Consider the following 21,388-nt stretch of genomic DNA (forward strand, 5'->3'; position numbering starts at 1 on the left):
GCAAATGTGGTACGGGCGCAGGACCGTTATGAAGAGGCAGAGCGCCTCTACCGCGAGGCGCTTCTAATCGATGAAAAGACGATAGGCACCGAGCATCCGGACTATGCCATCCACATGAACAACCTCGCAGGGGTGGTTGAGGCGCAGGGCCGCTTTGAGGAGGCAGAGGGCCTCTACCGTGAGGCGGTGAAAATTACGCTTGATCGGCTTGGTCCGGAGCATCCGAACACGACAGGAATTCAAGCCAATCTCGATAAGCTGCTTGCCCAAAAGCCGTAATGCCCCACCTAGCCAATCCGCGTGATTTGATCTACCCAATGCACGCAAGGCAATAGACGAGGGCTTCCCGATGATTCCAGTGCAAGGATATAGCGGCGCGCGTGTGGGCGTGTTGGGGCTGGGGCGCTCTGGTCTGTCTGCGGCGCGCGCGCTGCACGAGGGCGGGGCGGTGCCTGTGTGTTGGGATGACAACGACGCGGCCCGCGCCAAGGCGGAGGGCGAGGGGTTCGAGACCGCCAAGCTGACGGGCAAAACCCTCGCCGATCTTGCGCTGCTGATCACTTCGCCGGGCATTCCGCATCTCTACCCCGCACCCAACCCTGTGATCGCAGAGGCGCTGGAGCTGGGCGTGCCTGTGGACAACGACATTTCGCTCTTTTTCCGCTCTTTCGCCAACAGCCAGTGGGACAACATGGACGTGACCCCGCGCGTGGTGGCGGTGACGGGATCGAACGGAAAATCGACGACCTCGGCCTTGATCCATCATGTGCTGGAGCATGCGGGTCGCCCGACGCAATTGGCGGGCAACATCGGGCGGGGCGTGCTCGATATCGACCCCGCGATTGACGGCGAAGTGGTGGTGCTGGAGCTCTCCTCCTATCAAACCGACCTCGCGCGCGCGTTGACGCCTGATATTGCGGTGTTCACCAACCTCTCGCCCGATCACTTGGATCGCCATCACGGGATGGGCGGTTATTTCGCCGCGAAACGCCGCTTGTTCGCCGAAGGCGGACCAGAGCGCGCGATCATTGGCGTGGATGAGGCGGAGGGGCTGTACCTCGCTGGGCAAATGGCGGAAGGGCCGCAGGATGATCGGGTGATCCGTGTGTCTGTGGAACGTAAAATGACCGATTTCGGCTGGACTGTGTTCGCGAAGAAAGGGTTTCTGTCGGAGTATCGTAAGGGGCGGCAAATCGGCTCGATTGATTTGCGCGCGATCAAGGGCCTTCCCGGAACGCATAACCATCAAAACGCCTGCTGCGCCTATGCGGTGTGCCGCACGCTTGGCCTCGCGCCGCGCGTGATCGAGGCGGGGTTCGCGAGTTATCCCGGGCTGCCGCATCGCTCTCAGATCGTGGCGGAGGCGGGGGGCGTGACCTATGTGAACGACTCCAAAGCGACGAATGTGGACAGCGCGGTGAAGGCGCTCGGGGCGTTCAAGAAGATCCGCTGGATATGCGGGGGCCTCGAGAAAGAGGGCGGCGTGTCCGCGCTGGCGGGCGCGGCGGGCGAGGTGCTCAAGGCCTATGTGATCGGGCGCGAGGCGGCGGGGTTTGCGATGCAATTGAGTGGCGTTGAAACTGAGGTCTGCACAACGATGGAGCAAGCCGTAGCGCGCGCGATGGAAGATGCTGGCGAGGGCGAGACAGTGCTGTTGGCCCCCGCGGCGGCGAGCTTTGATCAGTATGACAGTTTCGAGAAACGCGGCGATCACTTTGCGGCGTTGGTGACGGCTGGCTTGGGGTAGGGTGCGTGATATCACGCACCTTACGTTTGGGGTCCGTTTGCTGAAAGCGGGTACGCCGTCCCGTACGTTTTAGATTTACACACATGAGGGTTTTGAAATGATAGAGCCGACATCTTCGTTCAAGGAAAACTTGCAGCTTTTGCCATCGATTGAGGGCCTCGCACGGATTGAGTTAGTGGACCCCACAGGGGCGGTTGTTGCGACGATCGAGAACAAGCCCGGCAAGCAGGGATCGCTGGTTGTCTATCAGTATCTTCATCAAGAGTTCGGGGCGATTGATGCGGAGGCCGCAACGCATGGATTGGCGGTTTTTGCGGAACATACGGCGGACGCAAAGGCGCGGCCCGGTGCGCACCCGAACATTGATTTGTTGTTCGGGGTTATTGAGGGCGATGCGGTGCTTGAGGTGCGGCTGTTTGGTGCGTGATATCACGCACCTTACCTTTGCGGCTGATTTGTTTCGCGCGAGAAACATTTGTTGTTTTTTAACAGTACGTTAATGTGAGTTTGCGTTGCGTGGGGGATTATTCACCTTGCACGTGCAGCGCCGCGCTCGCATGTTTGAAATATGATTGAAGCAAAAGACATTAACGATCGCGACAGCTTAGAGCAATGGCTGACCGAATGGCCCAAGAGCCAAGGCATGAGCGAGCTAGAAGCGCGGCAAATTGCTGTGCAGATCGCGCACCGCGCTGCGATGCGTGTACTGCCGATAGCATGGGAATGGTTTTGCGGTGAAGTGGCGTTGGAGGATTCTAGATCCGTTTTACCTATACTGCGGTGTTTAGCAGTTACGGGGGGAATTAGCGCTTGCCCAATTGCCTTGACGAGTCGTTTCAGAATTACTGCGCGAGCTGCATATATCGCGAACAAAGATGTCGGCCAAATTTCAGATGTTTTTGCCGCTGCGGTGCGTGTTGGATATTGTAAGGCGAATATACAACGGGACGCTTCCGACGCTGTTTTTGGAACACCATTGTTTGCTTATCCTTCGGTTCGTGCCGAGGTGGTTGCTGATGCATCGAGCATTGAAATTGGTAGGGACCTTGCTCAAAGACCTTTGTGGTCAAATACAATTCCTGAAATTGTAAGGCGCTCCGAAATGATATTTCGCGAAAGCGTTGAAGGCAAAAGTGTACTTTGGAGGTTCTGGTTGCGTTACTTTGAAACGAGCAAACTTGGAGAGCTACTGCCGTGTCATCTATTGTTCCAGGTAGCGAGCATTCAAGACGAGGACTGGGCGAGAGGCCCTCTCAGGGTTTCAGAGCTAATTGCCGAGATTGAGAGTGCCTATCAAGTCGACCAAATTATTGCCGACAACCCTTTGGGTCAGCGAATTGTTCGGTCTCGAACAACTGGCGCTCTTACGTCTGAACCGATAGAAAATCGAGATCTGTCGAGTATCGTTAAAGACATTCAACGTTCTCTGCGCGAGTTCAACAGTAACTGCAAAAAAGAACGTGGAAACTTAGGCTTAGCTCTCGTAGATGCCTACGCTCCTCATTTAGATGAGCTCCGCAAACGGATGTCTAAGAACAAAGACAACCCAAGAGAACTGTTGCGCTCGATTGAAGAAGCGCATCGTGCGTTTCATCTGGTCGCCAAGACAGAAGCGGCATTAGAACATGTTCAAGTTGATAGGCTGCTCAATGGGCTGCAAGACCGCGCGGCTGATGTTGGTGTATCTGCTCCAGAAGTTATGGACGAGATTAAGCGGCGACGCGCTGTCAAAGTCCAGTTGATGACAGATCAACAGATCACCTTGGCCGTCAGGATGAGTGCTGGGATGGCTGCGGATAGCCGTGGTCTTCTTCAAGCTGCGATTTCTAGGGCTTTGCTCGTGGTTGCAAGTGATGAAGCGACCGATGAGGAGAAGGCGGCTGCATGGACGTTCTTGCTTGGCGCGATTCCGAGAGGGGCTAAGTTAAAGCATGAAGCTGGTGAAGCGGGAACAGATGCATCCAAGGACAGTTCAGCGGTAGATACAGTGGTTGGATATGCAGACAAGTTGAACAAACTTGATAAGGGCGTCGATGCAATACAAGAGGCAGCTTCGGAAGGTGGGCCCTGGGTGACCGAGGTGTTTACCCAAGTTGGTTCGGGTAATTTTTGGGGCATCTTTTGAATTGGAAGTATCGCCTTTCTGTCGGCTAACCAGATATCATCCAAAGGGTTGGCTCCTGCCGCTCATTGAATAACTTGCGGGGTAAGGTGCGTGATATCACGCACCCTACGTTTAGCGGCCTCTGATGCGGGGGTCTAGGGCGTCGCGCAACCCGTCTCCTAGGTAGTTAACCGACAGAACCGTAAGGGAGATTGCGATGCCGGGGAGCAGGACGCGCTCGGGGTACTCGGTCATGCGCGGGACGCTATCGGCGAGCATCTTGCCCCATGTGGGGAAGTCGGAGGGGAAGCCGACACCCAAGAACGACAGAGCGCTTTCGGTGATGATCGCGGTCGCAAGGCCAAGCGTTGCGGAGACCATGATGGGCGACATGATGTTGGGCAACAAATGCCGCGTGATGATTTTATAGGGCGTCGTGCCGATGGAGCGCGCCGCGAGGATGAACTCGCGCTCTTTCAGCGCCAAGATTTCGCCGCGCACGATGCGGGCGGTTTGCATCCAGCTGGTGATGCCGATGATGCCAACGATCAGCACGAACATGCCGCCCTCTGGCCCGTATGCGGCGCGCAGGGGTTGACGGAAGAGCGTCACAGCCACCAGCAGGAGCGGTAGCAGGGGCAGGGAGAGCACAAGATCGGTGAAGCGCATGAGCACCCCGTCGAGGCGTTTGAAATAGCCCGAGAGCACGCCGATTAGCGTGCCGAGGAAGAGCGCCAGCACCATTGCGGCCCAGCCCACGGCGAGCGAAGTGCGTCCGCCTTTGATCATATTGGCGAGCATATCGCGGCCCAGGTTGTCGGTGCCGAAGGGGCGGTGCCAGCCGGCCTTTGCATCGCCGTCCCAGAGCAGCGTGTAGATCGGGCGCATGTCTTTGTTGCGAATGTCCAGCTTTTGCGGATCGAGCGACCACACATAAGGGCCAACAATCACGAAGAGCGTTATGAACACGAGGAAGCCGCCGCCGAACATCGCGCCTTTGTGTTTGCGGAACTGGTCCCAGACGTCTTTCCACTGGCTGCGCGGTGGTTTGGAGGGTTCTTTGTCCTTGAGTGCCTCAATCGGGTCGATCTTTGCGATATCAGTCATAGCGGATCCTCGGATCAAGTACGCCGTAGAGAATATCGGCAATCAGGTTAAAGACCACGATCAGGATCGCGAAGATGAAGGTGAGCGTCAGCACCATTGGGATGTCATTGGCGAAGAGCGCGGTGAGCAGGAGTTGCCCGATGCCGTTCACTTTGAACACGTTCTCGGTGATGATCGCGCCGCCGAAGATCGCGGGCATGCCGAGCGCGATGATGGTCACAACAGGGATCATCGAGTTGCGCAGTACGTGGACCATGACCACGACCGCTTCGGACAGGCCCTTGGCCCGCGCGGTGCGCACGTAGTCCTGGTTAAGGTTTTCCAGCATCGCTGCGCGCATGTAGCGGCTGATCTGCGCGGTGGTTTGCAGCGCGAGCACCATGACTGGCATAATCATTTGCATGAACTGCACTTTGAAGCTGGCCCAGTCCGTGACCACATGGGTTGTGTCATAAATGGATGGGAGCCAACCAAGTTGAACCGAGAACAGAACAATCAGCAGCGGGCCCGTAAAAAAAGGCGGGATCGAAAAGCCGATCATAGAAACGAATGTTCCAGTCTGATCAAAGACTGAATACTGACGGTAGGCGGAATAGATGCCGATGGGCAGAGCAATAAGAACGCCCACGAGGTAAGCCATGGCCACAACCCAGAGCGTTTGCGGCATACGCTGGATCACGATGTCCATCACAGGGCTGCGTGTTTGCCAAGAGATAACGCGCTGCATACCTTCGGTATGGGCGGTGCCCCAGAGCCAATCCCAGAACACCATCGGTTCAACGACAAAGAACTGATAGAGCCATTTGAAGAAACGGATATGCGCGGGTTGGCCAAGACCGAGCGCTTCGCGCATCTTTTCTTTGACTTCGGGTGGAACGGTTAGGGGAACTTGCGCCATCGGATCGCCGGGCGCGAGCTCCATAAGCATAAAGATCACGAGGGCGATGAATAAGAGCGTCGGAACGGATAAGACCAGACGTCTAATCGTGAATGTTAGCATGTGGACCCAAACTTAAGATCAAGTGTGTTGGCGACAGCTCCCAAGGCAGGGGGCAACGGCAAACAAACTTAGGACGGTTTTGCAAAGTGGACCTCGCCAATGCAATGAGCACTGGCGAGGCTGTTATCCTCACAGGAGGATTATTTTGTGCGATGCCAATCTGCGATGTTCCACAGCTCGCTATCCCAAACGTTCAGGACAACGCCGCCGAGGCTATTTGCATGTGCAGAAACACGTGCACGGTTCACCAATGGGATGATCGTGTTTGTGTCTTTGGTCACCATGTCGTTCATCTGACGGGCGATTTTGCCGCGCTCGTCGATGTCACCCGTGCCTGCAAGCTTGTCGATCAGCGCGTCATATGCGGGATCACAGAAACGGTTGATGTTCTCACCCTGCCACTGGCTGGCTGGCTTCGGCTCGTTACCGCAACGGTACGCTGCAAGGTACTGCTGTGGGTCTGTGCCATTGAAGGTGTTCGCATACATTTCCACGTCAGCGTAGAACTTCTGGAACGTATCAGGAGAACCGGGGTCGCCGCCGAAGAAGACAGAGGCGTCGAGGTTACGAAGCTCTGTTTCAACTCCGATCTCTTTCCACCACTCTTTGATCAGGGCTTGGAAGTCCTGACGCACAGCGTTGGTCGATGTTTGATAGAGGATAGAAAGCTTGACGCCGTCTTTCTCGCGAACGCCATCGCCGTCGCTGTCAACCCAGCCAGCACCCTCGAGCAGCGCTTTGGCTTTTTCGATGTCTTGTGTCAGGCAGGCCGTATTGTCAGACGCATAGATCGCCGGAGCAGGCACGAGGTTACACGTCGGTGTACCCGCTTTGCCGTAGCCAACTTCGGTGAGAAGCGCGCGATCGATAGAGATAGAAAGCGCTTCGCGCACCGCTGGATCGCTGAGGAACGGGTGAGCCTCTGCAACCGTGGAGCGCGTCTCTGCAGGCAGATCAGGGCTCGGGTTGGTCAGGTTCATCTCAAGACGCTCTACGAGCGGTCCAAAACCGGCAATCGCTTTGCCTTTGCCTGCTTCTTCCATCTTTGCGATGACGTCTGGTGCAAGCTGAAGGTTCCAAGCGTAGTCAAATTCGCCCGTTTCCAGAACCGCGCGGCCCGCGCCTGTTGCATCGCCGCCGCCTTTGAAGTTCACGTTTGCAAAGGCTGGCTTAGCAGGATCGCGATAGTTCGGGTTCGCGGAGAACTGGATCACGTCGTTTGGACGGAAATCATCAACCACAAATGGGCCTGTGCCGATTGGGCCAAAGTTCGCATCAGTACACTCTGGTGCTTTTGCACCAAGGCAATCCGCAAACTGCGCCGCTTGGATAATTGGGGACTGGCCGCCAACAAATGGGCCATATGGGTTTGGCTTGGGCTGATCGAATGTGACTTTGACCGTCAAATCGTCGATCGCTTCAACGTTTGTTACGCCGTCAAAGAAGGATGCCTGCGCGCAGCCGCCTTCGGGGTGCATACAGTACTCGGCAGTGAACTTAACATCCGCAGAGGTCAGTGCGCTGCCGTCAGACCATTTCATGCCTGGTGCAATTTTCCATGTGATCGAAGTAAGATCCGCAGATACGCCGCCGTTGGCAACAGTGGGGATCTCCGATGCAAGGAAAGGAACCATTTCGCCGGTTTCATTGTAGCGCGCCAGCGGCTCGATCACGAGCGACGCTGATTCTACATCTTTTGTGCCGCCGGAAAGGTAGGGGTTCAAGATGGATGGCGCTTGCCAATAGATGATGTTGACGGTGCCGTCGCTACCACGTTCCGCCATAGCCATAGGGGCCATAGCAAAGCTGGCAGCAGCACCCAGCATGAGTGTACGAAGCTTCATAGAAGTTTCTCCTTGTTGATCAAAGCCGACCAGTTCCCATGGTGACTTTGCATTTGTGTTGGATCGGTTTTTACCGAACTCGTCGTAACGATCGAACGAAAAAGACTGAAACTATAAGTACTTAACATCCCCAGAGTGTCATCCTGACTTTCGATCACTGAGAGCATCGAAACAGAGTTTTCTGAAAATGCAAGCGTCTTGCTGTACGACCTTTCGTAATCTGGGCTGTTTTTGCGCGCTTGAGCTTTGCGATTTGACATCGCGCGCGCTCTGCCCCTAGCGTGATAAAGTGTACGCATTGAGGTGGAAGAAATGCTCGATCAACCTATCGCCCAAATCAAGAATTTAAGGGTCGAATTTCAAACAAAAGACGGTCCTGTATTGGGTGTTGAGGACGTTTCGTTCGAAATCAACTCTGGCGAAACTGTCTGCGTCGTGGGCGAATCTGGTTCGGGAAAATCGGTCTCATCGCTCTCGTTGATGCGCCTTGTTGAGTACGGAGGGGGCGAAATTTCGGGCGGGCGATTAATTTTTGACCGAAAAGACAAAAAGACAATCGATTTGCGTGACGCGGACCCTGATTTGATGCGCACGATTCGGGGAAACGAGATCGGCATGATCTTTCAGGAACCAATGACCGCGCTGAACCCTGTGTTCACGGTTGGGCGTCAATTGACGGAAGGTCTGCGCGTGCATCGCGGGATGAGCAAGGGAGAGGCGGAAGAGCGCGCCCTCGAGCTGATGCGACAGGTCCGCATCCCAGAACCTGAGAAGCGCCTTGCGCAATATCCGCATGAATTGTCGGGCGGTATGCGCCAGCGTGTTGTCATCGCGATTGCGCTGGCCTGTGAGCCGCGCTTGCTGATCGCGGATGAGCCGACAACGGCGCTCGATGTGACCATTCAGGCGGAAATTCTTGCGCTGATGGATCGCCTCAAGCGCGAGACGGGCACAGCGGTGATGTTCATCACCCACGATATGGCGGTGGTCGCGCAGATGGCGGATCGCGTGGTGGTTATGTTCCGCGGCAATAAGGTGGAAGAGGGCACGGTCGAGGAAATCTTCGAGAACCCGCAGCATCCTTATACCAAGGCGCTCTTGGCGGCAGTTCCGAAACTCGGCGAGATGCGCGGGAAGTCTGCGCCAGAGCCGATGAAATTGCTGGGCCATGAACAGGATGAGATCAAACCGATTCCCGGCACGCAGGAGCCTTTGTTAGCCGTATCAGGTCTGACGACGCGCTTTCCGGTGACAGGGGGCTTGCTGCGCCGCGTTGTGGCGAATGTTCATGCCGCCGAAGATATCTCTTTTACGATCAACAAAGGCCAAACCCTGTCGCTTGTTGGCGAATCTGGTTGCGGCAAGTCCACGGTCGGTCGTTCCCTGCTGCGCTTGGTCGAGCCGCTCGCGGGGCAGATCACGCTCGATGGCGTTGAGATTATGGATATGTCGCCGGCAGAGCTGCGCGATGCGCGCCGCGATATGCAGATGATCTTTCAGGACCCGTTTGCATCGCTCAACCCGCAAATGCAGCTTTTGGATCAAGTCGCGGAACCCATGCGCAACTTTGGCACCGCCTCGGGCCAAGCGCTGACGGCCCGCGTCGAGATGCTGTTTGATCGCGTGGAACTGCCGCGCAGTTTCCTGCGCCGCTTCCCGCATGAATTATCCGGAGGACAGCGCCAGCGCGTCGCGATTGCGCGGGCTTTGGCCTTGAACCCGAAGCTGATTGTCGCGGATGAAGCGGTGTCCGCTTTGGATGTGTCCGTGCAGGCGCAGGTGGTGAATCTGATGATGGAATTGCAGGCCGAACTGGGTCTGAGTTACCTGTTTATTTCCCACGATATGGCTGTCGTTGAACGCGTCAGCCATTATGTGGGCGTCATGTATCTGGGCCGCATCGTTGAAATGGGCCCGCGCGCGCAGGTGTTTGAAGACCCGCGTCATCCGTATACGCAAGCCCTGATGAAAGCGGTTCCCATCGCCGATCCGCGCAAGCGCAAGGATGAGAAAGATTTGAACTTCAAGCCGATCCCATCGCCGATGCATCCTGTGGGCTATGATCCCGAACCATCCCGCTACGAAGAAGTCAGCCCCGAGCATTTCGTGTTGCTGACAGATAGCGGGTATTGAGGTGAGTTTGCCTTACTATGATGTAAAGCTTGGAAAAGCTTACCATGCACAGGGCTTTTTCAATATTGGCGTAGCTGTAGAAAAATACATTGATCCTGCAGATCGTGCGGAGATTACAATCGATGTGTTCGGCTACAGAAAGCTTCATGGTAAAATGGATCGCACCACCAATGGAAACGGTACTCCGAGGATATTTGGGAGTACCGAATTGCGAGATTGGTTTAATTCGAATTTCAAAATGTTTGAGTTTGTTAGGGTTTACTTCGTTTCACCTACTGAAGTCCGACTAGAGAAAGCCCCAGAGAATGACTGACACATTGTCGCCCCTCGACCTGATGACCAAGCTCATCAGCTTTCCCACCGTCAGCCGCGATAGCAACCTGCCGCTGATCGACTGGGTCGAAGAATACCTCAATTCCCACGGCATCACTTGCCATCGTTACTATGACGATACCGAGGGGCGGGTGGTCGAGAAGGCTGCTTTGTTTGCCCATGTGGGGCCAGAGATTGAAGGTGGTATCGTTCTGTCGGGCCACACGGACGTTGTGCCGATTGACGGGCAACCTTGGGATACTGACCCTTGGACGGTGACCGAGAAAGACGGCAAATACTACGGGCGCGGCACCTGCGATATGAAGGGCTTTGACGGGCTGGCGATCTGGGCGCTGGTCGAAGCGAAAAAGCGCGGCGTGACACGGCCTTTGCAGATTGCACTCAGCTTTGACGAAGAGATCGGCTGCACCGGCGCGCCGCCGATGATTGATCGCATTCTTGAAACCCTGCCCAAGGCGAGTGCCGTGATCGTAGGCGAGCCAAGCATGATGCAGGCAGTCACGGGTCACAAAGGTGGGCGTGGTTATCATACGCATATCAAAGGCTTTGAGGTGCATAGCTCGCTTTTGCATACGGGCGTGAATGCGATCATGTATGGGGCGAAGTTGATTGATTTTGCCAACGCGCTGAATGCGGAAAATATGGCGAAAGAGCCGACTGATACAGCGGCAATGTTTGTCCCGCCTTTCACTACCACACATGTGGGCGTGATCGAGGGCGGCACGGCACATAATATCACAGCTAAGGACTGTAAGTTTGGGTTCGATTTCCGTGTTGTGCCAGATGAGAGCATTGATGAGTGGTGCGAGCGCTATTTCGCGAAAGTCCGTGAGGTCGAAGCGGAGATGCAGGCGGTGGTGCCTGAGACCAGCATCGAGCTGACCCAGCGCTTTAACGTGCCGGGTCTTGTGCCAGAAGAGGACGGCGAAGCGGAAACGCTGGTGCGTCAAATCACAGGCGATAACGCTTCGCATAAGGTGAGTTACGGCACTGAAGCAGGACAGTTCCAAGAGCGCGGTTACTCTGCAGTGATTTGCGGCCCCGGTGATATTGCCCAAGCCCATCAGCCTAATGAGTTCTGCACGGTAGAACAGTTCAACGCAGGCCACGCCTTTATGGAGAAGCTGCTAGAGCGCCTTGCCTGATGGCCTTTCCGATCAACGATCAAAGCCCAATTGAACATAACGCCGAACTGCCGAGCGAAGCGGACGCGGTTGTCATAGGAGGTGGCATCATCGGTGTCATGACCGCATGGGAACTTGCTAAAGCAGGCCTAAAGCCAGTGCTTTTGGAAAAGGGCCGCGTTGCAGGTGAGCAATCTTCGCGAAATTGGGGGTGGGTGCGCGCGCAAGGGAGGGATCTCGCTGAAATCCCGATAATGCTAGAAGCGCAAGCCATGTGGCGTGAGATCGATAAACGGGTTGGCGGTGTAGGGCTGACGCAATCGGGAACGCTGTATCTGGGCCGCGATGATCAGGCCGTTGAAGGGTTTCAAGGCTGGCTGGATCAAGTTGCGCCTCATAATCTGTCATCTCGGATTTTGTCCGCGCATGAGCTGATGGACCAATTGCCCCAAGCCAACGCGCGCTGGGCAGGGGCGCTTTACACACCAACGGACTTTCGCGCCGAACCTTGGCGCGCCGTGCCGAAATTCGCCAGCGCCGCAGTCGCGGATGGGGTCACGATCATAGAAAACTGCGCCGTGCGTGCGCTTGATCTGGTAGGCGGCGCAGTGAGCGGGGTCATCACGGAAAGGGGCCGGATCGCTTCAAAAAGAGTAGCGCTTGCGGGCGGGTCGTGGTCATCACTGCTGCTGCGTCGGCATGGTGTTTCGATTCCGCAGCTTTCCGTTCGCGCAACCGTTGCTGCGAGCGGAGCACTGCCTGAAATTACCAGCAATAATGCGGTCGACGATCGGCTTGCTTGGCGCAGGCGCGCGGATGGTGGCTATACCCTAGCGCCTTCAGGCTTTCACGAATTGTTCGTTGGGCCAGATGCCTTTCGCGCCTTTGCCCGTTTCATGCCGCAACTGCTTCAGGATCCGCTCGGCACGCGGTATTTGCCTGCTGCGCCAAGAGGGTTTCCCGATGCTTGGGGCACAGGGCGACGTTGGGCTGAAGATAGCGTCAGCCCGTTTGAGAAAATGCGTATCCTAAATCCCGCTCCGAACAGGGCAAAAGTCCGCAAACTCGCGCGCGATTTTGCGGATACCTTCCCGAGCCTTGGGCCCGTTCACATCAAAGAGGCATGGGCTGGCATGATTGACGTGATGCCTGATGTGGTGCCTATTGTTGATACTTGCGATGCCCTGCCGAACCTGACGATTTGCACAGGGATGTGTGGCCACGGCTTTGGCATCGGGCCAGCTTTTGGGCGCATAACCGCGAAATTGATGCAGGGGCATGACGCAGGGCACGATCTGAGCCGCTTCCGCTTAGGCCGTTTTTCCGATCGCAGCACACTGGTTCTTGGGCCGAACCTGTGACGCGGCGTCCGCCCACTTGCGGTGCGCGCTTGAATGCGCGACGCTTTTAAAAACTGATAGGGATAACCGATGCCGATTCATAATAGATTTGCCGATCTACACGCTGAAATCACAGAATGGCGTCGTCACCTTCACACGATCCCGGAATTAGGTTTTGAACTCCCAAAAACCGCGCAATTTGTTGAAGAACGCCTGCGTGAAATTGGCGTCGATAGTCTGGAAACAGGCATCGCGCAAACCGGCATGGTTGCGGTTATCAAAGGAAAAACCAACAAATCGGGTCGCGTGATTGCACTGCGCGCAGACATGGATGCTTTGCCGATTCATGAAGCGGCTGACGTTGACTACCCATCCACCCACGATGGAAAAATGCATGCCTGCGGACACGACGGTCACACCGCGATGCTGCTCGGCGCTGCCAAATATCTGGTGGAGACGCGCAATTTTGATGGCACTGCCATATTGCTGTTCCAACCCGCAGAAGAGGGTGGCGGAGGCGGCAAAGTCATGGTGGACGAGGGGGTTATGGATTCCTATGGCGTGCAAGAGGTCTATGGCCTGCATAATTTCCCCGGCGAGATAGGGAGCTTCGCAATACGTTCAGGCGGGCTGTTGGCCGCGACGGACGAATTTGCGATCACCATAACCGGCAAGGGCGGCCACGGCGCAATCCCGCATCAGGCGATTGATCCAAACATCACCGCAGCACATATTATGCTCGCCGTGCAGAGCATCACCAGCCGCAATGTAGACCCTTTGCAGAACGCGGTTGTGTCGGTCTGCACTTTGAGCAACGACAGCTCTGCCTTCAATGTGATCCCCCAAACTGTGCAACTTGGCGGCACGGTGCGCACGCTGGATCCAGACGTGCGCGATTTGGTTCAACGTCGCTTTGAGAAAATCGTGACAGCCACGGCAGAGGCCTATGACTGCACCGCCGAGATTACCTATGATCGCGGCTATCCAGTAACTGTAAACACCGAAGAGAATACTGCCTTTGCCGCTGATGTCGCGCGCGCCGTTGCGGGAGAGGGCGCAGTTGACGACAACACACCGCCTATCATGGCAGGAGAAGACTTCGCCTATATGTTAGAGGCACGGCCCGGCGCTTATATCTTCCTCGGTAACGGGGAAGAGGGCGCGATGGTCCATCACCCTGAATATGTTTTCAATGACGACGCAATCCCCGCTGGCTGTTCATGGCTGGCTGGCATGGTCGAGAGCCGCATGCCTGCGGCGTAAAGGAGATTTAAAATGCCTATCAAAAACCGTCTTGCTGAAATGCTGCCCGAAATCACCGAATGGCGCCGTGATCTACACGAACATCCGGAAATCCTGTTCGACACCCATCGCACCTCTGGTATTGTTGCTGACAAACTCAAAGAGTTTGGCTGCGACGAGATCGTTACAGGCATTGGCCGCACGGGCGTTGTGGGTGTCATCAAAGGCAAGCAGAACGCATCGGGCAAAGTCATTGGCCTGCGCGCAGACATGGACGCGCTGCCGATCCATGAGGAAACGGGGCTTGAGTATGCCTCCAAAACGCCAGACGCGATGCATGCTTGCGGGCATGACGGTCACACAGCGATGCTGCTCGGCGCGGCGAAATACCTGTCCGAGACGCGCAACTTTGACGGCACTGTTGTGGTGATCTTCCAGCCCGCTGAAGAAGGCGGCGGCGGCGGCAAAGAGATGTGCGATGATGGGATGATGGAGCAATTCGGCATTCAGGAAGTCTACGGCATGCACAACTGGCCGGGCCTGCCTGTTGGCGAATTTGCGATCCGTTCTGGTCCATTTTTTGCAGCAGCGGATGTGTTCGAAATTGAGCTAGAGGGCAGGGGCGGTCACGCGGCCAAGCCGCAGGAGACCATCGACACGACGGTCATGGCCTCGCAATTGGTGCTGTCCTTGCAGACGATTGCCTCGCGCAACGTTGATCCGACCGAGCAGGTTGTGGTGTCTGTCACGTCCTTCGAAACCTCATCCAAAGCGCATAATGTGATCCCGCAGAAAGTGTCGATCAAAGGCACCGTGCGCACGCTTTCAGCTGAGGTGCGCGATCTCGCCGAGCAACGCATGGGCGAGATTTGTGCAGGCGTCGCAGCCACTTACGGCGGAACGATTGAGCTGGACTACCACCGAAACTACCCCGTGATGGTGAACTCCGAAGAGCAAACAGAATTCGCAGCGCGCGTTGCTGAAACCGTTTCAGGCAAGCCAACCCACGACGCGCCACTGGTCATGGGCGGTGAGGATTTCGCCTTCATGCTAGAGGAACGCCCCGGTGCCTATATCGTCGTCGGCAATGGCGACACGGCGATGGTGCACCACCCCGAGTATAACTTTAACGATGAAACCAGCCCCGCAGGCGCAAGCTGGTGGGCGGAAATCGTCGAGCAACGTATGCCAGCGGCGTAACCGCGTCGTTTTCAAACGTTTGTGAAATTCCCTTGGCAAGCAGACATGTTTGCCAAGGCACTGTCATTATTCTGTTACACTCCCCATGCTATTGGGGAGGCAGATATGAAGCTGATCCGAAAAAACAGATTGCTAGGTGCTCAAGAGTTAGACAGCTCTAACTTTGCACAGGCGCCGCGCTTCATCTCTACACACTCCTTTCAACAATATATGGAACCGAGCATTGCTGAGCTATAGCTCTGAAACCGGCTGGGCATTCAACTTTTTCGAATGTGTCTTCCTCATCTGCGTTTTTGCATTTTCCTTCTACCGCGATCGTTGCAGGCGAACCTCTCTGCGGCGGCGAGATGACGGAACCTATGTCTGGATCGAATGGCACGGAGGGCAGCGATGCGCAGACTATGACCCCTCAGAACCGGGCGGAGAATGGGACCGTGAAGGGGACGGTGACGGCGGCGACTAGCCGTCTTTTTGTGACGCAATGCTCCATCCGCGTTCTCTGATAACAACGGTGCAAAGACGCGCGGGTCGATTTCAATCGCGGCTTTCACGACGTGCAGCAGAAATGCTCGCTTGCCGCACCCATCCACCCACGATACACCGCGCGTCATGACACAGCCAGCTACAATCGTTTGCATCAAATGGGGCACGCTTTTCGGCCCTGAATACGTGAATCGCCTCTATTCTGGCGTGCGGCGCAATATGTCGCGGCCCATTCGTTTCATCTGTATGACCGAAAATTCGGACGGATTTCACCCCGATATCGAGGTGCTCGACCTACCTGTTGAGCCTTTCTTGGAGCCGATGAACGCCGCGCTTGCGGTTGCCAACCGTCAAGGCGCGATGCGCAAGGTCTCGCTGTTCAAACCGGGGCTCATTCCAGACCTTGAAGGCCCTGTGCTGGGGTTCGATCTGGATGTGGTCATCACAGGCGGCCTAGATGACATTTTCGACATGGCAGACGATAAAATCTGCATGCGCCATGACTGGACAGAAAAGCGCAAAGGCAGACCAACAGGGCACGGATCGGTCTTTCGCTATGACCCTGAGGTTCACACGTTCCTTTACAACGATTTGGCCGCAAACCCTTATGAAGAAGTCGAAAAAGCGCGCGGATCAGAGCAGCGCTATACCTCGCACAAAGCAATGGACAACGACTGCTTTGAATATATACCGCCAGAATGGGTTGTCTCGTTCAAATACGATACCAACCCTTTCCCGACCAACTATGTTCGCGCACCCAAACTGCCCGATGACGCCCGCGTTGTCTGCTTTCATGGTCGCCCTAAAATGAGCGATGCGCTCACTGGTTACACTGGCCAGATCATCCGCTATTCCAAGCCCTGTACATGGCTTCAGGACCACTGGATCGACCGCGCCAAAGCGGACCTCGGCGATCAATACGCCTAGGCTTCGGCTTCATTTTCCAAAATAAACTCGCGCCGCAGGCTCCCGCCCGCGCCAAGTGACGTGCCGTAGGCAAATTCGCGCGCCGCTTGACGGAATCATTCGGCTTCGACATTATCTGAACAAGCGTTCAATAAACTCGGAGCCACCTCATGTTCACCCATTCTATGACTTTTGATCTCGGCGAGGACGTCAACGCGCTTCGCGATATGGTTCACCGCTGGGCGCAAGATCGCGTTAAACCCATGGCCGCAGAGATCGACACGAAAAACGAATTCCCGCCAGAGCTATGGGCGGAGATGGGCGAGCTTGGCTTGCACGGTATCACCGTTGAGGAAGAGTACGGCGGCTCGAAAATGGGCTACCTTGCCCATGTGATCGCGGTCGAAGAAGTGGCGCGGGCCTCTGCCTCTGTTTCGCTCTCTTATGGCGCACATTCGAACCTTTGTGTGAACCAGATCAGCCTCAACGGCACACCAGAGCAAAAGGCGAAATATCTGCCTGACCTCGTTTCTGGCCAAAAGGTCGGGGCGCTGGCGATGTCCGAGCCAAACGCAGGCTCAGACGTGGTTTCGATGAAACTGCACGCGGAAAAGCGCAACGATCACTACCGTTTGAACGGCAATAAGTACTGGATCACCAACGGTCCTGACGCGGATACGCTGGTGGTTTATGCCAAGACCGACCCAGATGCGGGCTCGCGCGGTATGACGGCTTTCCTTATTGAAAAGTCGATGACAGGTTTCTCCACCTCCAACCATTTCGACAAACTCGGCATGCGCGGTTCCAACACGGCGGAGCTGATCTTTGACGACGTGCAAGTGCCGTTTGAAAACGTGCTTGGTGAAGAGGGCAAGGGCGTGCGCGTTCTGATGTCCGGCCTTGATTACGAACGTGTTGTCCTTTCCGGCATCGGCACGGGCATCATGGCGGCCTGCCTCGATGAAATTATGCCCTACATGGTCGAGCGTAAGCAGTTCGGTCAAAGCATCGGTAACTTCCAACTGATGCAGGGCAAAATCGCTGACATGTACACCAAGATGAACACAGCGCGCGCCTATGTTTATGAGGTCGCGAAAGCCTGTGACAAAGGCCAAGTGACCCGTCAGGATGCAGCCGCTTGCGTGCTTTATGCTTCTGAAGAAGCGATGGTCGTCGCGCATCAGGCGGTTCAGGCGATGGGTGGTGCAGGCTTCCTCAATGACAGCCCCGTTGCGCGTATCTTCCGCGATGCCAAACTGATGGAGATCGGTGCAGGCACATCCGAAATACGCCGTATGCTTGTAGGACGCGAGCTTATGGGAGCGATGGCCTAATGCGCCCTTGGCTGCTTTGGACGCCCGTTGCGGCGCTCACGGCAGCCATCGGAGTCTTCGGTCTGCGGGTTGGCTGGATTTACGCGACGATCACGGAATCTGACGTAATCGCGAAATATGCAGCGCATTACCTAGAAGAGCGCGAGGGGCGCAGTCTAACATCGTGCCATGCTGTGCCAAGCGATGAAAACGGGATCTGGCTCGTTGTGATTTGCGGAGAAAATCCCTGTGATCGCACCCTGTCTGTTAACTATTCTGAATATCACCTTAATCGCATTGGCCGTTATGTTCATGGCGGGAATACGCCCTGCGGTTGGCGATCTATAAGGCCCGAGACTTAGATGCTACGTCGCGATCAAACATATTCAGAGCTGCACGTTGGCTTTCAGTGGGCGCTGCCCTCTGTTCTCAATATGGCTGAGCAATGCTTGGCCCAGCCCGCTGATCAGATCGCGATAATTGATCTTGAGCATGGGCCAGTGAGCTACCAAGAACTTGAGACAAAAAGTGCTTTGCTCGCAAATCAGTTGCAAGCGCGCGGGGTCAAACGCGGTGATCGGGTCGGGGTATTGCGATCTCAGGACATATGGACCGCCGCCGCACATTTAGCGATTTGGTCGCTTGGTGCGATCTCTGTTCCATTGTTCACCTTGTTTCAATCAGAGGCGCTTGATGTTCGTGCGCGCGACGCTGGATTGGCTTTGATCATCACGGATCCAGCCAATCAAAATCGCGAAACAGTCGCGCTACTGTTCGTGCCCGATGGGTTGGAGGCGGCAGAGAACCTTCGCTTAACCTGCGTCGAAACTGGCCCCGAAACGCCCGCGTGTTTGATTTACACCTCTGGAACCACAGGTGCACCTAAAGGGGCGCTGCATGGGCATAAGATGCTTACTGGCCATTTACCGGGCGTTGAAATGAGCCATGATTTCCTTGGTCAAGACGGCGATTGCCTGTGGACGCCGGCAGATTGGGCATGGATTGGTGGCTTGTTTGATGTGCTTATGCCCGGACTTGCATTGGGCGTGCCGGTAGTGGCCGCGCGTTTGCCAAAATTCACGCCAGAGCGCTGTTTGGACGTGCTTTCGCGCGCGCCGATCCGCAATGTGTTTTTCCCTCCGACTGCGCTTCGCATGCTTAAGGCGGCGGATGTCTCGATTGGCAGCCTGCGCTCTGTTGCGTCAGGCGGCGAGCCTCTAGGGGGGGAGATGCTCGAGTGGGGCAAGCGCGCCCTTGGCGTCGATATTAACGAATTTTACGGCCAAACCGAATGCAACATGGTGGCCAGCTCGGCGTCCAGCCTGTTTGATCCGTGTCCGAATTGCATTGGTAAACCCGTTCCGGGATTTGATATCGCGGTGCTTGATCCTGCGGGGCGCATAACCTCCGAAGAAGGGGATATTGCGATCCGAAAGGGCGCAGCATCGATGATGCTGGAGTATTGGGGAAAGCCAGAAGCTACCGTTGAAAAGTTCCGCGGTGACTGGATGCTGACGGGGGATCGCGGCGCTTGGTCAGGCGCTTATCTTCGTTTCGTCGGGCGAGAGGATGATGTGATCACCTCATCGGGATATCGCATCGGCCCCGCAGAAATCGAGGATTGTTTGCTCGCCCATAGCGCCGTGGCAACGGTCGGTGTTGTCGGCAAGCCCGACGCTTTGCGAACCGAGATTGTCAAAGCCTATGTGGTGCTGAAATCGGGTATCGCTCCGAGTAACGATTTGGTCACAAATCTTCAGACGTTTGTTAAGGAACGTCTGTCATCCCATTCTTATCCAAGAGAAATTCAGTTTTTGGATGCTTTGCCTATGACAGTGACAGGCAAGGTCATTCGTAAAGACCTAAAAGCGCGTGCATGCGTGGAAATGGAGACTGCACAATGAGGTTAACAAGCAAGGCCTTGCCAAGTTCCGCGGAATTTCAGGCAAATGTTAAAGCACATGAAGAGGCGCTCGCACAGGTTTCTGAAGTGGCGACGAAAGCCGCATTGGGGGGCAGCGAAGCGTCCCGTGCGCGCCACGTAAAACGCGGAAAGATGTTGCCCCGCGAAAGGGTCGCGAACCTGTTGGATGCAGGATCGCCTTTCTTGGAAGTGGGGGCAACCGCCGCGCATGGCATGTATGGCGATGTGGCACCCTGTGCTGGCGTTATCGCGGGCATTGGTACCGTAGAAGGCCAAGAGGTCATGGTGGTGTGCAACGACGCCACCGTGAAGGGCGGCACGTACTATCCGATGACCGTCAAGAAACATCTTCGCGCGCAGGAGATTGCAGAGGAAAACAATCTACCCTGCATCTATCTGGTCGATAGCGGCGGCGCGAACTTGCCCAATCAGGACGAAGTGTTCCCCGATCGTGATCACTTTGGCCGCATCTTTTACAACCAAGCCCGCATGAGCGCGAAAGGCATTCCTCAGATTGCGGCTGTTATGGGATCTTGCACAGCAGGCGGTGCGTATGTCCCCGCGATGAGTGATGTGACGATCATTGTTCGCGAACAGGGCACCATTTTTCTTGCGGGTCCGCCTTTGGTTAAAGCGGCAACGGGCGAAGTGGTGACTGCCGAGGATTTGGGCGGTGGAGATGTCCATACCCGCCTGTCAGGCGTTGCAGATTATTTGGCAGAGGATGACGCCCATGCGCTTGCGCTGGTGCGCCGTGCCGTAAGCCATTTGAACCGCGCTAAACCCTCGACGGTGCAATGGCAAACCTGTGAAGAACCAGCCTATGATCCCGCAGAGCTGTTTGGCGTTGTTCCTTCCGATTTGCGCACGCCATATGACATTCGTGAGGTCATCGCCCGGCTTGTGGATGGCTCTCGTTTTGATGAATTTAAGCCGCGCTACGGCGAGACTTTGGTCACGGGATTTGCCCATGTGAAGGGCTGCCCGATTGGTATCATCGCGAACAACGGTGTGTTGTTTTCGGAGGCCGCGCAGAAGGGTGCGCACTTTGTCGAGCTATGCTCACAGCGCAAAATTCCGCTGGTGTTCTTGCAAAATATCACCGGCTTTATGGTGGGTCGCAAATACGAAAATGAGGGTATCGCGCGTCACGGCGCAAAGCTTGTGACGGCGGTGGCGACCACGTCGGTTCCCAAGATTACGATGCTGGTTGGCGGCTCTTTTGGGGCAGGCAATTACGGCATGGCAGGGCGCGCTTACCAGCCGCGTTTTTTGTGGTCGTGGCCGAACAGTCGGATCTCTGTGATGGGCGGGCCACAGGCGGCTGGCGTGCTTGCAACTGTCAAACGTGATGGCATCGAAGCGAGAGGCGGAACATGGTCCGCCGAAGAGGAGGCTGCATTCAAGCAGCCGACGATTGATATGTTCGAAGAGCAGAGCCACCCGCTCTATGCCTCTGCGCGCCTTTGGGATGATGGTGTGATTGATCCGCGAAAGACGCGAGATGTTCTTGCGCTTAGCCTTTCGGCTGCGCTTAACGCACCTATCGAAGATACGCGCTTTGGCGTCTTTAGAATGTAGGGGGTTT

At 55.9% G+C, this 21,388-nt stretch carries 18 protein-coding genes; 15 read left to right on the top strand and 3 right to left on the bottom strand.

The window, feature by feature from the left end; genetic code table 11:
* The 4 genes from ACRBCU_RS13700 to ACRBCU_RS13715 form a co-directional block, all read left to right on the top strand.
* A partial coding sequence (locus ACRBCU_RS13700; RefSeq protein ID WP_431365955.1) for a tetratricopeptide repeat protein occupies nucleotides 1-279 on the top strand: 279 nt, incomplete at its 5' end.
* Between the two features lie 70 nt (nucleotides 280-349).
* Entirely contained in the window at nucleotides 350-1,747 is a 1,398-nt protein-coding gene (gene murD, locus ACRBCU_RS13705; RefSeq protein WP_431365956.1) for a UDP-N-acetylmuramoyl-L-alanine--D-glutamate ligase, read from the top strand.
* A 97-nt stretch (nucleotides 1,748-1,844) separates the two neighbouring features.
* Nucleotides 1,845-2,174 carry a DUF2322 family protein gene (locus tag ACRBCU_RS13710; RefSeq protein WP_431365957.1) on the top strand — a complete coding sequence of 110 codons (330 nt, stop codon included), beginning with the start codon at nucleotides 1,845-1,847 and terminating at the stop codon, nucleotides 2,172-2,174.
* 141 nt (nucleotides 2,175-2,315) lie between these two features.
* Nucleotides 2,316-3,872, top strand: coding sequence for a hypothetical protein (locus ACRBCU_RS13715; RefSeq protein WP_431365958.1), 1,557 nt, complete (start codon nucleotides 2,316-2,318; stop codon nucleotides 3,870-3,872).
* Between the two features lie 111 nt (nucleotides 3,873-3,983).
* Here ACRBCU_RS13715 and ACRBCU_RS13720 read toward each other — a convergent pair whose 3' ends face one another.
* The 3 genes from ACRBCU_RS13720 to ACRBCU_RS13730 all read right to left on the bottom strand — a co-directional run bounded on the left by ACRBCU_RS13720 (nucleotide 3,984) and on the right by ACRBCU_RS13730 (nucleotide 7,802).
* Nucleotides 3,984-4,958 (bottom strand): ABC transporter permease, encoded by a 975-nt coding sequence (locus ACRBCU_RS13720; RefSeq protein ID WP_431365959.1) that lies wholly within the window; start codon nucleotides 4,956-4,958, stop codon nucleotides 3,984-3,986.
* Nucleotides 4,951-5,958, bottom strand: coding sequence for an ABC transporter permease (locus tag ACRBCU_RS13725; protein WP_431365960.1), 1,008 nt, complete (start codon nucleotides 5,956-5,958; stop codon nucleotides 4,951-4,953). The genes ACRBCU_RS13720 and ACRBCU_RS13725 overlap by 8 nt, the downstream gene beginning before the upstream one ends.
* Nucleotides 5,959-6,098: 140 nt before the next feature.
* The gene (locus tag ACRBCU_RS13730) at nucleotides 6,099-7,802 is read right to left on the bottom strand and encodes a peptide ABC transporter substrate-binding protein (RefSeq protein WP_431365961.1); all 1,704 of its coding nucleotides are present in this window, start codon (nucleotides 7,800-7,802) and stop codon (nucleotides 6,099-6,101) included.
* Nucleotides 7,803-8,114: 312 nt separating this feature from the next.
* Here ACRBCU_RS13730 and ACRBCU_RS13735 point away from each other — a divergent pair, with 312 nt between their 5' ends.
* The 11 genes from ACRBCU_RS13735 to ACRBCU_RS13785 all read left to right on the top strand — a co-directional run bounded on the left by ACRBCU_RS13735 (nucleotide 8,115) and on the right by ACRBCU_RS13785 (nucleotide 21,381).
* Nucleotides 8,115-9,935: an ABC transporter ATP-binding protein gene (locus ACRBCU_RS13735; RefSeq protein ID WP_431365962.1), complete on the top strand. Its 1,821-nt coding sequence runs from the start codon at nucleotides 8,115-8,117 to the stop codon at nucleotides 9,933-9,935.
* A 7-nt stretch (nucleotides 9,936-9,942) separates the two neighbouring features.
* A complete protein-coding gene (locus ACRBCU_RS13740; protein WP_431365963.1) occupies nucleotides 9,943-10,248 on the top strand; it encodes a hypothetical protein in 306 nt (101 codons plus the stop codon).
* Nucleotides 10,241-11,413 carry an acetylornithine deacetylase gene (argE, locus tag ACRBCU_RS13745; RefSeq protein ID WP_431365964.1) on the top strand — a complete coding sequence of 391 codons (1,173 nt, stop codon included), beginning with the start codon at nucleotides 10,241-10,243 and terminating at the stop codon, nucleotides 11,411-11,413. Before ACRBCU_RS13740 ends, argE begins: the two co-directional genes overlap by 8 nt.
* Complete coding sequence (locus tag ACRBCU_RS13750) at nucleotides 11,413-12,753, top strand: NAD(P)/FAD-dependent oxidoreductase (protein ID WP_431365965.1); 1,341 nt, start codon at nucleotides 11,413-11,415, stop codon at nucleotides 12,751-12,753. The genes argE and ACRBCU_RS13750 overlap by 1 nt, the downstream gene beginning before the upstream one ends.
* 69 nt (nucleotides 12,754-12,822) lie before the next feature.
* A complete protein-coding gene (locus ACRBCU_RS13755) occupies nucleotides 12,823-13,995 on the top strand; it encodes a M20 aminoacylase family protein (RefSeq protein ID WP_431365966.1) in 1,173 nt (390 codons plus the stop codon).
* Nucleotides 13,996-14,007: 12 nt separating this feature from the next.
* On the top strand, nucleotides 14,008-15,174 hold the full coding sequence (locus ACRBCU_RS13760; protein WP_431365967.1) for a M20 aminoacylase family protein: 1,167 nt from the start codon (nucleotides 14,008-14,010) through the stop codon (nucleotides 15,172-15,174).
* A 609-nt stretch (nucleotides 15,175-15,783) separates the two neighbouring features.
* Nucleotides 15,784-16,584 carry a glycosyl transferase gene (locus ACRBCU_RS13765; protein WP_431365968.1) on the top strand — a complete coding sequence of 267 codons (801 nt, stop codon included), beginning with the start codon at nucleotides 15,784-15,786 and terminating at the stop codon, nucleotides 16,582-16,584.
* Nucleotides 16,585-16,733: 149 nt separating this feature from the next.
* The gene (locus ACRBCU_RS13770) at nucleotides 16,734-17,897 is read left to right on the top strand and encodes an isovaleryl-CoA dehydrogenase (protein ID WP_431365969.1); all 1,164 of its coding nucleotides are present in this window, start codon (nucleotides 16,734-16,736) and stop codon (nucleotides 17,895-17,897) included.
* On the top strand, nucleotides 17,897-18,238 hold the full coding sequence (locus ACRBCU_RS13775; protein ID WP_431365970.1) for a hypothetical protein: 342 nt from the start codon (nucleotides 17,897-17,899) through the stop codon (nucleotides 18,236-18,238). The genes ACRBCU_RS13770 and ACRBCU_RS13775 overlap by 1 nt, the downstream gene beginning before the upstream one ends.
* Entirely contained in the window at nucleotides 18,239-19,780 is a 1,542-nt protein-coding gene (locus ACRBCU_RS13780) for an AMP-binding protein (RefSeq protein WP_431365971.1), read from the top strand.
* Entirely contained in the window at nucleotides 19,777-21,381 is a 1,605-nt protein-coding gene (locus tag ACRBCU_RS13785; RefSeq protein ID WP_431365972.1) for a carboxyl transferase domain-containing protein, read from the top strand. Before ACRBCU_RS13780 ends, ACRBCU_RS13785 begins: the two co-directional genes overlap by 4 nt.
* Nucleotides 21,382-21,388 lie beyond the last annotated feature (7 nt).

The sequence above is a fragment of the Planktotalea sp. genome, from assembly GCF_050633725.1.
In the GTDB taxonomy this organism is placed as follows: Bacteria; Pseudomonadota; Alphaproteobacteria; order Rhodobacterales; family Rhodobacteraceae; genus Planktotalea.